Below are 11,785 nucleotides of genomic sequence, written 5' to 3'. Positions count from 1 at the left end.
GGGAGAGAGCATGAGGGTTTTCGCACGCATTCCGGCCATCGCGGCGCTGTTAATTGCCATGACCATGGTCACCAGCCCGGGGCATGCTCAGGTCGCGGCCTCGGCCGAGGCGCAGCAGGCGATGCTCGCCAGCCCGGACCCAAAGCTCGCCGCCAACAAGAAGCTCGTTTACGACATGTATCGCCATATCGTGCAGGGCGGCCATGCCGATCTGGTCGAGCGCTTCTTCACGCCGGAATATATCCAGCATAATCCCAATGTCGCCTCGGGCCGGGATGCGCTGGCGGCCTTCCTGCGCGGCTCACGCCCCGCCCGCCCGATTTCGCCGACTATCACGCTGCCGATCATCAGGATCGTAGCAGAGGGCGATTATGTGCTGGTGATGAGCGAGCGCCCGATGAAGGACGAGGCGGGCAAGCCCTATGTCACCAGCTGGTTCGATGTGTACCGGATCGAAAACGGCCTGATCGCCGAACATTGGGACCCGGCACTCAAAAGCGCGGCGATGCTCAAGTTCGATCCCAATGAAATGGGGAAATGAAGGCGAAGTAACTGGCGGGGCTCAATCGCCCAGCATCTCCGCCAGCGCAGGGCTGATCCATTCACGGGTCGTCGCGCCGTCCTGGGCGAGCATGTGGACGGCCAGACCCTCGCGGATCGCCAAGGCGGCGCCAGCGTGGAGCCCGAGCACGGTGAGCGCGCTGGCCCAGGCGTCGGCATCCATGGCGCGGGCGTGGAGGACGCTGACCGAGGCAACGCCGTTCTCCACCCGCCGCCCCGTGCGCGGATCGAGCGTGTGGGCGCCGCGCACATAATTGCCGGAGGTCGCAACGGCCAGTTGATGCAGGGCGATGCGGATCGGCCGGGCGCGCATGGACGGCGGAATTTCAAGGTCGACCCACCACGGGTCGCCATCCGGACGCATCCCGCGGCCCACCAGTTCGCCGCCTACTTCGACGAGGCAATGCGCCACGCCGCGCTCGGCCAGCAGGTCCGCCACAGCATCGACGGCATAGCCCTTGGCGATGCCTGAGAGGTCCAGCCACAGCCCGCCCGGCTGACGCAACCGGCGAGTCGTTGGCTCGAACGCGAGGCGTCGCCAGCCCGATCGGGCCAGCGCCTGCGAAAGCGCTTCGTCCGTCGGTTCGCTTTGCATGGGGATGGGCCCCAGCCCGTAGAGATCCGTCAAGCGCCCGATGGCCGGATCGAACGCGCCATCGGTACGCTCGGCAAGAGCGAGGCCGGTCGCCATCACGGCGGCAAAGTCTGCGGACAAGGTGGCCCACTGCCCAGCAGGCGCCGCGCCGAAGCAGCTGAGGGCGGAATCCGGCGCCCAGTGGCTCATATCCGCCACGATGGCATCGAGCCGTGCCTGCACATCCTGCTTGAGCCCTTCGGCGTCCACATCCGGCGGGGCGCAGAAGCGCGCCCGCCAGATGGTGCCCATGGTCTCGCCACCGATCTCCCGCACCGGCGCGCCCGGGTCGATCCCGGCGAGGGCGCCGGACTGGATCGGGGGCACGACGATGCGCGGAACGGCGCCGAGCACGCTCAGGGGGCCATCACTTCCAGCGTGGCGGTGTAGCTCATCCGCCGCGCCGTGACGCGCGGGGTCGCCGGCTTGTCGTCGCTCAGCGAGGCATTGAGCCAGATCATGCCCGCCATCGGCCAGTTCACCGTGGCCACGCCGTCGGCATCAGTGGTCACCTCGAACACGCCCTCATTGTCGCGATAGCGCTTGCCGCCCGGCACCAGCGTGACCTTGAGGCCGGCCGCCGGTTGACCATCGACCAGGAAGCGCAGCTTGGCCGGCTCATCCTGCACCAGCTCGGCGGGATGGGTGATCGGCACCATCTCCAGGCCCTTGCCCAGCGGCTTGATGGCGCTCGGCTCGCCCTTGGTGGCGAAGAACTCGTTGCGACCGCTGGTTTCGGTCAGCTTGAGGTCGGTCGCATTGGCCGGGATCTCCGTGACGCTGCTCACCTGATTGGCGGGAGCCTGCGCGCCCGGTGCCGGCGGCGGTCCGCGCCGTCCACCCAGGCGCCACTCCACGCCATCGACCTTGAACGTGCCCATCACGCCCGATTGCGCGCTGCCGATCCGCCAGGTGCCCGGCTGGTCGAGCTGCACGTCGAACACGGAGCGATAGCGCCCGGTGGCGGCATTCTTGATCTGCGCTTCGCTGCCGTCCGGCCGCCAGGCCTTGACGGCTTCGAGCCGCATGGCGTTGTGATCGGCGTAGAAGAGGTCATTGGAGCTGGCCGCGTCCACCGTCACCCACGGGTCTTCGCCCGAGAAGATGGTGCCGGAGGGGAGCAGCCACTGGCGGTGAGCATTGGCGGGCATCGCCGTGGCGGCGATCAGCGCGGCGGCGGCAAGCAGAGCGGTCTTGATGCGCATGGGGTCGTGGCCTTTCGGGTCTTGGAAAGCTCAGCGAGCGGAAATGGTGATGGCGCCCAGTTCGGACTTGCCGGTGGCGGAGCCGCCCTTGGCGGGCACCTGCAGCGGAATGGAGACGATCTCGCGCCCGCCGGTCTCGCGCGCGGCTTCCACATAGAGCGTGTACTGGCCCGGCTTGAGCGTGGCGGGCAGGGCGATCTTGTGGGTGCCCGGTGCGCGGGTGGCGCTGCTCACGCCATCGGCGGGCAGCTTGAGGCTGCGGCCGCCCTTGCGCCACCATGTGCGCAGATCGGAGAGCCACTTCGTGCCAGGCTCGCGGCCCTGCAGCTTGACGTCATACCAGACGAAGATGGTCTGCGCCGCGCCGCCGCCGGTCGGCTCGACCCATGCCGCGACATAGGGGCGGTGATATTCGGCGACATTGAGGCGGGGAATGGTCACGCTGATCGTGCCGGCCGTGGCAGGCGTGGCGACGAGACCGGCAAGGACGAGGGAAGTCTTCTTCATGGGAGAGCGGGTCCTCAGTGAATGAACAGCAGGGCGATGACGAGCGGGATGAGCAGCCCCAGCCCGACCAGCGGCCAGGTGGAGGGGCGATGCCGGGCGTGAAGCTGGAGCAGCAGCAGGCCGGTGAGGGTGAAGACGATGCAGGCGACAGCGAAGATGTCGATGAACCAGCTCCACGTGCCGCCGGTGTTGCGGCCCTTGTGCAGATCGTTGAAGTAGGAAATCCAGCCGCGATCGGTGCGCTCGGCCGTCACGGCGCCGGTCGCGCGATCGATGGTGATCCACGCATCGCTGCCTGGGCCGGGCAGGGCGACATAGACCTCCTCGTCCGACCATTCCGCCGCGCGCCCGGTTGCGTCGAGCGAGACTGCCTGACGCAGATGCGCGGCGACCGGGGCGGGCAGCGGCGCATCGGCTGAAGCAGGCGCCGCCTCGATCTGGGCGAGCAGGGCGGACGGCAGGGTCGCGGTTCGCTCCTCGACCTTCGGCGCGGCACCGATGGAATCGGCGTGGTTGAGCGTGATGCCGGTGATCGCGAACAACATCATGCCGATCAGCGAGATCGCCGCGCTGATCCAGTGCCAGCTGTGCAATTGCTTGAGCCAGAAGGCGCGCGCCTTGCGCTTGCCCGGGGCCTTTTGCGTGGGCCGAGCGGCACTGGAGGGAGATGCCGACACGGACGCCCCGCGCGCGATGGCTGCCGCGCCGCCTGCCGACGCTGCCGGCTCATCCGCCCGCTGCCTGTCCACCCGCTGTCCGTCCACATGCCCCCCGACGATGATTGGCGACGCGCAGCGATCAGCCTGCGCGAATCATGTTCGAGCGCCTCCATTGCATATATTGAGAAGCATTCGCAAGACGAGATCGCGGTATGGGACCGCTAAGCCGCTCTGAAGCACAGGCCGATCAGGAGATTCTGGAGCGATCCTCAACCGGTGGCAGGCTGCAGCGGCCAATAGGTTGCGTAGCGTTCGTGACGGATCTGGTAATAGGGGATCAGCCGCACGGGGCGGCCCTCCCGGTCGGGGATCATGAACTCCAGCGGGGCGGCGCCGGGGCGGAGCTGCCCCGCGATCGTCTCGGCATCGCCCGCCAGTTGGGGCGGGGAGAAGGGCGTATCGATATACTGGCCATAGAGGCGCTCGTTGACGACCACATCCGATCCCGGTGCCAGCCCCTCCGTGCCGAGTGCGCCAGCGAGCACCACCGGTCCATAAGTGAACGCGACGATCCCCGGCGCAACGGGCGATTCCTCGGCGCGCACCTGAATGTCGAGTTCGAGCGTCAGCATGTCGCCATCCCGCCAGCTGCGGTCCAGCTCCAGATAGCTGCCCGGCTTCGTCGATTGCGCCAGCGGGACGCCGTTCAGGCTGACGCGCGCCGTCCGGCTCCAGCGCGGGTGGCGCAGGCGCAGGGTCGCGCGGATGGGGCGGGCCAGAGACCAGCGCAGGGTGGTGGACGGTTCTTCGGGGAAGTGGGTTGTCTGGGTCAGCACCGCGCCCTTCTCCCGCCAGCGCACCGATGAGGGGATGAACAGGTTGATGACCAGCGCCTCGGCATCATGAAAATAGATGGAGTCCCGATACTTCGCATGGTTCTCCATGCCGGATCCGGTGCAGCACCAGAAGGAATCGATCTGGCTGCAATAGAGCTTCATGTAGCCCGGCCGCGCGCCCTGAAAATAGGTGACGAGGCCGGTCTCCGGGTCCTGTGACGCCAGAATGCCATTATAGAGCGCGCGCTCGTAAAAGTCGGCCAGCTCCACCTGCGGATCGTGCAGGAACAGCGCGCGGGTGAGCTTGAGCATATTATGCTGGCCGCAGGTTTCAGAGCCCTTGGCCGAGAAGACATGCGCGGCGAAGTCTGCCGGCGGATAGAAGAACTCGGCATCGCCATGGCCGCCCGTCGCATAGGAGCGGGTGCGGGCGACCGTGCGCCAGAAGAAGGCCGCGGCATCGCCATAAGCCTTATCGCCATTCACCTCATAGACGCGCTGGAAGCCGACGAACTTGGGCACCTGTGTGTTGGCGTGCATGCCATCCAGCAGGTCCCGCCCCTTGGCGGCCGGCTCCATCACCGCCTTCTGCGAGAAGCGCTCGGCGAGCGTGCGATAATCGGCCTTGCCAGTCAGCACATAGAGATCGGCGAGCACTTCGTTCATGCCACCATGCTCGGTGGCAAGCATCGCCTCGAAGGCGGCGGTGTCGAGCGGCCGGGTGGCAACCACCGCCCAATCGGCCATGCGCAGCAGCACGAGACGGGCGGTGTCGCTGCCGGCAAGCTGCCAGGCATCGCGCAGTCCGGCGAAAATCTTGTGCAGCGTATACCAGGGGACGCCGGTGATCGGCTCGCCCCTGATATGCGCGGCGACGAGCGCGGCGCCTTCAGGAAAGGCGCAGACCAGCCCCACGCCGGATGCGCGCTGGCAGGCATCCAGCTCGTCGGCGATATAATCGATGCGCTGCTTGAATCGCCCATCGCCGGTGGACCGGAACATCAGTGCGCAGGCGGAGAGATAATGGCCGAGCGTGTGGCCGTGGCAGTGGATGTCAGCCCAGGTCGCCTCGGATTCCCAGCCGCCATAGACCGGCGCCTTGGGAGCGAGCCCGGCATTTGTGCGGAAATTGGCCAGCATCCGGTCCGGCTCGAGCGAAAGCAGATAGGCTTCCGTGCCCCGCTGCGCGGCGAGAAACGGACTGTCCAGCAGCGTCACATCTGCCATGTCGAAGGGCTGAAGACGCGGCGCCACGCTGAGCGCGCCCTTGGGTTTAGCAGGAAAGGGCAGGGCCGCACGCGCGGTGACTGGCGCGAGAACCCTGCTCACCAGCGTGGCCGAGGCTACGGAAGCCAGCAATTCACGGCGAGACGACGACACGCCCCTTGCATGCATATGACAGGACATAGCCGCCATCTGATCCTCCCCAGTCGCGTCAACTTCGCGTTTGATAACGCTACCATAAACGAGGCGGGCGGGAAGGCAATTCTTTCGATCGGATGGCGATCATCCGCCACTATCGGCGAGGCCATCAACGCAGATGGTTTGGCCCGCGCGCCTGTCGCGGGCCATCAGGGCTCAATCCTGCTTGATGTCCTCGAACCACGCCTCGACCGGGCCGGAGAGCTTGATGGTCAGCGGCTGGCCATGGCGGTCGCGGGTCTTGCCGGCGGCGACGCGGATCCAGCCTTCGGAGATGCAATATTCTTCCACATCGGTGCGCACCCGGTCCTTGAAGCGGATGCCGATACCCCGCTGCAGCGTCTCCATGTCGAAATGCGGGCTGCGCGGATTCGTGGAGAGGCGGTCGGGCGGCGTCTCGCTCTGCGGTGCGGCGGGCGTGTCGGATGCGGGAGTATCAACCATGGCTCGTCCTTGCCGAAGAGCTTTCGGCCAGTCAACGCTTCTCAGGAGCGCGCATGGGGCAGTCCGCGAGGGCGGCCGGGCCGGAGACTGTCCGGCCCCGGTCGTGCGGTTGGCATGATCAGCGGCAGATGCGCACGCGATACCGCTCGCCGCGCCAGCGGTCCCAGCGGGTTTCGGTCCAGCAGCGGCGACGGTCGTTATAGCCGTAGCCGCTACGATAGCCGCGGTCGTGACGTCGCCAGTCCCGGCGGTCGCTGCGATAAGACCGTTCGCGATAATGGCGGTCGCGGCGGACGTCGCGGTAGCCATCACGATAGGCGCCACGATCATAATCCCGATAGCTGATCGACAGGCTGCTTTGGGCCTGAGCCGGTGCCGCAGCGAGCGGCATGAGGCCGAATGTGGCCGCAACGGCGAAGGCGACCGAAGCGAGGCGGGGGGTAAGAGGCATGTCATTCTCCTGTGTCCAATGTCGGCGTTGCGCGCGGCCTCGCTCGTCCGATCCATCCTTTCTGCCAGACCGGCCTGAACGCCCGCGAAACAGGCCGTTCATCTGCCCATGGGGCGTGCCCTGGATGCGGTGATATGTGTGGAAGGATGGTCGCGAAGGGCGTGGGACGCGTAAGGCGTTAAAAGCGGGTTCAGCCGTGCGGACGTAGAGGTGGTGTCATGCCCCGTTTCTCCTTTCCCTCCCTGCTGGTCGTGCCGCTTGCCGCGGTGGGGCTTCTGATTCCCGCATCCGGTTTCACCGTTCCCGCGCGGGCTCAGGACGCCGCCCGCCAGGTCGTACCGGCATTTGACGAGGCCGGCCGGCGCTTGCTGACTGATCTGCAGGGTGCGGGGCAATTGTTCGCGGCGCAGGCGCTGGCGAGCTGGATCACCGCCTCGCGGAACGATGCGGTGGCCGCCGGCGTCGAGCCGATCCCGCCCGCCATTCGCGCTCGGCTGCGCGGCCATATGCCGGACGCCCTGCTGGACCGCGTGCGCTATCGCGTTGGCCAGGGTCACGAGTTCAGCCTGCAGACCAATACCTTCAACCGCAGCAATGCCGCGGCGATCACGCTGGACGATGTGGTGCTCTTCCGCTCCGCCGAGGATGCCGCCCCGGATGTCGGCCTCTGGGCGCATGAGCTGCATCATGTGCACCAGTATCGCCAATGGGGCGTCCAGGGCTTCGCCCAGCGCTACACGCGGGATTATCAGGGTGTCGAGGCGGAGGCCCATGCCGAGGCGGAACGGGTTGTCGCCGCGATGCGGACGACTGGGACAGCAACGCCCACGCCTGCGCGCTAGGTTGCGAGGACGATGTGGCGCGGGTCAAATTCAACCTTCTCCCCTTGAGGGAGAAGGATACGGAGCCTTGTCGCCATCTGGCGGTTAGGCGGAGTTGGATGAGGGGTGGCGGATCTCTGATCCTCGAGATCCTTTGGATCGCTTACCCCTCTCCCAGCTTCGACTAAGGCAGCAGGCTGCCAAGTCTGCGCATCCCTCTCCCTCAAGGGGAGAGGGTTTGGAGCTTGTCCCTCGCGCGCACAACGCCCTTGAGCGGGACTGGGAATGGGGTCGTTCGGCGCACGCCGCCTCTTCCCCCAAAAAAAAGGGCGCTCGTCCGGTTGGACAAGCGCCCCTTGGCTCAAGCGGCCTTGGACCGCGAGGCGCGCTTGCGCTCGTTGGGGTCGAGGTAGCGCTTGCGCAGGCGGATGGTCTTGGGCGTCACCTCGACCAGTTCGTCATCGTCGATATAGGCGATGGCCTGCTCCAGCGTCAGCTTCCACGGCGGCGTCAGGCGGACGGCGTCGTCCTTGCCGCTGGCGCGGAAGTTGGTGAGCGCCTTGGACTTCATCGGGTTGACCTCAAGGTCTTCCGGCTTGGCGTTCTCGCCGATGATCATGCCTTCGTAGAGCGCCTCGCCCACGCCGACCATCAGCACACCGCGCTCCTCAAGGGGCCCGAGCGCATATGCATTGGCCTCGCCGGCGCCGTTGGAGATCAGCACGCCGTTCTTGCGGCCTTCGATCTTGCCCTTGTGGGGACCGTATTTCTCGAACAGCCGGTTCATGATGCCGGTCCCGCGCGTGTCGGAGAGGAACTCGCCATGATAGCCGATGAGGCCGCGCGAGGGCGCCGAGAAGGTGATGCGGGTCTTGCCGCCACCCGAGGGCCGCATGTCGGTCATCTCGGCCTTGCGCTGGTTCATCTTGTCGACAACCGTGCCCGAGAATTCATCGTCCACGTCGATGACGACCGTCTCATAAGGTTCGGTGCGGTTGCCGTTCTCGTCCTCGCCGAACAGCACGCGCGGGCGCGAAATGCCGAGCTCGAAGCCTTCACGGCGCATCGTCTCGATCAGCACGCCCAGCTGAAGCTCGCCGCGACCGGCGACCTCGAAGCTGTCCTTGTCCGCGCTCTCGGTGACCTTGATCGCGACATTGCTCTCGGCTTCGCGGAACAGGCGGTCGCGGATCATGCGGCTGGTCACCTTGTCGCCCTCGCGGCCCGCCATCGGCGAATCGTTGACCGCAAAGCGCATGGAGAGCGTCGGCGGATCGATGGGCTGCGCCTTGATCGGCTCGGAGACCGAGGTGTCGGCAATGGTGTTGGCCACGGTGGCGACGGTCAGGCCGGCGAGGCTGATGATGTCGCCGGCGCGCGCTTCATCGACCGGCACGCGGTCGAGGCCCTGGAACGTCATGATCTTGGAGGCGCGGCCGGTCTCGATGACCTTGCCGTCCATGTCCAGCGCATGGATGGGCTGATTGATCTTCACGGTGCCGGAGGTCACGCGGCCCGTGAGGATACGGCCGAGGAAGTTGTCGCGGTCCAGCAGCGTTACCAGGAAGGTGAACGGCGCGTCGATGTCCAGCGCCGGCGGCGGCACATGGTTGACGATCGTCTCGAACAGCGGCGTCAGCGTGCCTTCGCGCTTGGTCGGGTCGGTGCTGGCATAGCCGTTGCGGCCGGAGGCATAGAGCACGGGGAAGTCGAGCTGCTCGTCGGTCGCGTCGAGGCTCACGAACAGATCGAACACCTCGTCCAGCACTTCCTGGATGCGCTGATCGGGCCGGTCGACCTTGTTGACGACCACGATTGGACGCAGGCCGAGGGCCAGCGCCTTGCCGGTCACGAACTTGGTCTGCGGCATCGCGCCTTCCGAGCTGTCCACCAGCAGCACCACCCCATCGACCATCGAGAGGATGCGCTCCACCTCGCCGCCGAAGTCGGCGTGGCCGGGCGTGTCGACGATGTTGATGCGCGTGCCTTCCCACTCGATGGAGGTGGGCTTGGCGAGAATCGTGATCCCGCGCTCCTTCTCCAGATCGTTGGAGTCCATCGCCCGCTCATCGACGCGCTGATTGTCTCGAAAAGTGCCGGACTGGCGGAAAAGCTGGTCGACGAGGGTGGTCTTGCCATGATCGACGTGCGCGATGATGGCAACGTTCCGCAGAGCGTTGGGACGGGGGCTCATGATAATCTCTCTGGGCTTGTGGACGGCCGACACGGGTCATCCGGCCGGAATTTCTCGCGGCCCTTAGCGGAAAGCGGCGCTCGGCGCAACGGCCAGCAACGCGGATGGTCCGCGGCCTCGTCATAGTCGGTGCGGCCAGCCTAAGTGCTTGAAGGCAATGACCATCGTTGCGCATGGCCGTCAAGCCATTAAAGTCCTTGCGACGAAGCGATGGTTGCGGCGTCGTGCGATGCCTTTCTGGCAGAGACGCTGCAACATTCGCGTTCCGCACCATAGGATTTCGCCTCAACAGGAGCTGCCGTACAGAATGCCGCATTACACGCCGCTTATTGCCACTGTCGTCGCCGGCCTTGTCGCTGCCTTTTTCATGGGCGCGCTGGCGATGCGGCTGCGGGTCTCGCCGATTGCCGGATATCTCGTTGCCGGCGTGATGGTGGGGCCGTTCACGCCCGGCTTCGTCGCTGACCCCAGCCTGGCCAATGAACTTGCGGAAATCGGCGTCATCCTCCTGATGTTCGGCGTCGGGCTTCATTTTTCGGTGAAGGATCTGATGGCGGTGCGCCGCATCGCCGTGCCTGGCGCGATTGTACAGATCGCGACGGCCACTGTGCTAGGTATGGGACTCGCCTGGCTGATGGGCTGGGGCGTGCTTTCCGGCTTCATCTTCGGCCTCGCTTTGTCTGTCGCGAGTACCGTCGTGCTGCTGCGGGCCTTGCAGGTACGCGATCTGGTCGAGACGGAGCGCGGGCGCATCGCCGTGGGCTGGCTGATCGTCGAGGATCTGGTGATGGTCCTGGCGCTGGTGCTGCTGCCGGTACTGGCCGGCATTGCGCTCGATCCGCAGAGCGAAGGCCTCTCGGCGATGGGTTGGCCAGTGCTGATGACCATCATCAAGGTGAGCGGCTTTGTCGCGGTGATGTTGCTGGTCGGGCGCCGGATCATTCCCTGGGCGCTACACTGGGTGGTGCATACCGGCTCGCGCGAGCTGTTCCGCCTCGCGGTGCTGGCGATTGCGCTGGGCGTTGCCGCCGGGTCGGCCTTCATCTTCGATGTGTCCTTCGCGCTCGGGGCCTTCTTTGCGGGCATGATCCTCGGCGAAACCCCGCTCAGCCGGCGCGCGGCGGAGGAGACGCTGCCGTTGCGGGATGCGTTCGCGGTGCTGTTCTTCGTCTCGGTCGGCATGCTGTTCGACCCGATGGTCATCCTTCGCCAGCCCTTGCCGCTGCTCGCCACGGTGCTGATCATTACGGTCGGCAAATCGCTCGCTGCCTATGCCATCGTCCGCGTCTCCGGCTATCCGCGCGAGACGGCGATGACGGTTGCAGCCAGCCTCGCGCAGATCGGCGAATTCTCGTTCATTCTCGTCACGCTGGGTTTTGGCCTCGGCGTGCTTCCGTCCGAAGCGCGCGACCTGATTCTGGCCGGCGCGATCATCTCGATCTTCCTGCATCCGTTCCTGTTTTCCTACATCACCCATCGCGCGAGCGAGGCTGCCAAGGTCGATGCGCCGCCAGTCGCCGCGCCTTCTGCGACGCTCACGCATGTCGTGCTGGTCGGCTATGGTCGGGTCGGGCGGCTCATCGCCAAGGCGCTGCGGGAGCGGGGCAAGCCCCTGGTGGTCATTGAGAGCAATGCCGAACTGACCGATGCCGCGCGGCGCGACGGTCATGAGGCCGTGACCGGCAACGCGCTGGACCGGCGGGTGCTGGAGGCGGCAGGCATCGACCGCGCGACCAGCCTGCTCATCGCCATTCCCGAGGGGTTCGACGCCGGCGCCATCGCCCAGAAGGCGCGGGCGCTGCGCCCCGGGATCGGCATCGTCGCGCGGGCTCATTCGGACGGCGAGGTGGAGCATCTGATCAAGCTGGGGATCGGTGACGTCGTGATGGGCGAGCGCGAACTGGCGGCGCGGATGCTGGAGCTTGCGCTGCGCGGAAACATGCAAGCGCAAAGCATTTGATGTCGCGCGCATCGCCGCTCGACAGAGGGACGGGACATTGTCATCTATTGAGCAAGCGGCCTGCCGGACAGTCATGACGGCAGGGGCCGCA

General features: G+C 66.3%; 11 protein-coding genes. 3 read left to right on the top strand and 8 right to left on the bottom strand.

Annotated elements, in window-relative coordinates:
* Positions 1–10 precede the first annotated feature (10 nt).
* A complete protein-coding gene (locus tag M2331_RS12900) occupies positions 11–541 on the top strand; it encodes a nuclear transport factor 2 family protein (RefSeq protein ID WP_264592390.1) in 531 nt (176 codons plus the stop codon).
* 21 nt (positions 542–562) lie between these two features.
* Here the strand turns inward: M2331_RS12900 and M2331_RS12895 are convergent, their stop codons facing one another.
* From M2331_RS12895 to M2331_RS12865, 7 genes are all read right to left on the bottom strand, one after another.
* A complete protein-coding gene (locus M2331_RS12895; protein ID WP_181561521.1) occupies positions 563–1,447 on the bottom strand; it encodes an FAD:protein FMN transferase in 885 nt (294 codons plus the stop codon).
* A gap of 104 nt (positions 1,448–1,551) precedes the next feature.
* A complete protein-coding gene (locus tag M2331_RS12890) occupies positions 1,552–2,400 on the bottom strand; it encodes a DUF4198 domain-containing protein (protein ID WP_181560646.1) in 849 nt (282 codons plus the stop codon).
* Between the two features lie 30 nt (positions 2,401–2,430).
* The gene (locus M2331_RS12885) at positions 2,431–2,907 is read right to left on the bottom strand and encodes a DUF2271 domain-containing protein (RefSeq protein WP_181560645.1); all 477 of its coding nucleotides are present in this window, start codon (positions 2,905–2,907) and stop codon (positions 2,431–2,433) included.
* 14 nt (positions 2,908–2,921) lie between these two features.
* Positions 2,922–3,584 carry a PepSY-associated TM helix domain-containing protein gene (locus M2331_RS12880; protein ID WP_181561520.1) on the bottom strand — a complete coding sequence of 221 codons (663 nt, stop codon included), beginning with the start codon at positions 3,582–3,584 and terminating at the stop codon, positions 2,922–2,924.
* Positions 3,585–3,835: 251 nt separating this feature from the next.
* Positions 3,836–5,731 carry a glycoside hydrolase family 127 protein gene (locus tag M2331_RS12875; RefSeq protein WP_319801503.1) on the bottom strand — a complete coding sequence of 632 codons (1,896 nt, stop codon included), beginning with the start codon at positions 5,729–5,731 and terminating at the stop codon, positions 3,836–3,838.
* A 249-nt stretch (positions 5,732–5,980) separates the two neighbouring features.
* Entirely contained in the window at positions 5,981–6,268 is a 288-nt protein-coding gene (locus M2331_RS12870) for a DUF3297 family protein (RefSeq protein ID WP_181560644.1), read from the bottom strand.
* A gap of 118 nt (positions 6,269–6,386) precedes the next feature.
* Positions 6,387–6,719: a hypothetical protein gene (locus M2331_RS12865; protein WP_264571314.1), complete on the bottom strand. Its 333-nt coding sequence runs from the start codon at positions 6,717–6,719 to the stop codon at positions 6,387–6,389.
* Between the two features lie 218 nt (positions 6,720–6,937).
* Between M2331_RS12865 and M2331_RS12860 the strand changes: the two genes are divergently transcribed.
* The gene (locus tag M2331_RS12860; protein ID WP_181560643.1) at positions 6,938–7,561 is read left to right on the top strand and encodes a DUF4157 domain-containing protein; all 624 of its coding nucleotides are present in this window, start codon (positions 6,938–6,940) and stop codon (positions 7,559–7,561) included.
* 340 nt (positions 7,562–7,901) lie between these two features.
* Here the strand turns inward: M2331_RS12860 and typA are convergent, their stop codons facing one another.
* A complete protein-coding gene (gene typA, locus M2331_RS12855) occupies positions 7,902–9,734 on the bottom strand; it encodes a translational GTPase TypA (RefSeq protein WP_181560642.1) in 1,833 nt (610 codons plus the stop codon).
* Positions 9,735–10,041: 307 nt separating this feature from the next.
* On the opposite strand from typA, the gene ybaL reads away from it, so the two are divergent.
* The gene (gene ybaL / locus M2331_RS12850; protein WP_181560641.1) at positions 10,042–11,694 is read left to right on the top strand and encodes a YbaL family putative K(+) efflux transporter; all 1,653 of its coding nucleotides are present in this window, start codon (positions 10,042–10,044) and stop codon (positions 11,692–11,694) included.
* Positions 11,695–11,785 lie beyond the last annotated feature (91 nt).

The sequence above is a fragment of the Sphingobium sp. B10D7B genome, assembly GCF_025961955.1.
Classification (GTDB): Bacteria; Pseudomonadota; Alphaproteobacteria; order Sphingomonadales; family Sphingomonadaceae; genus Sphingobium.
Note: the sequence above shows the minus strand (reverse complement) of the source record. Positions and strands in the feature narration are given on the sequence as shown.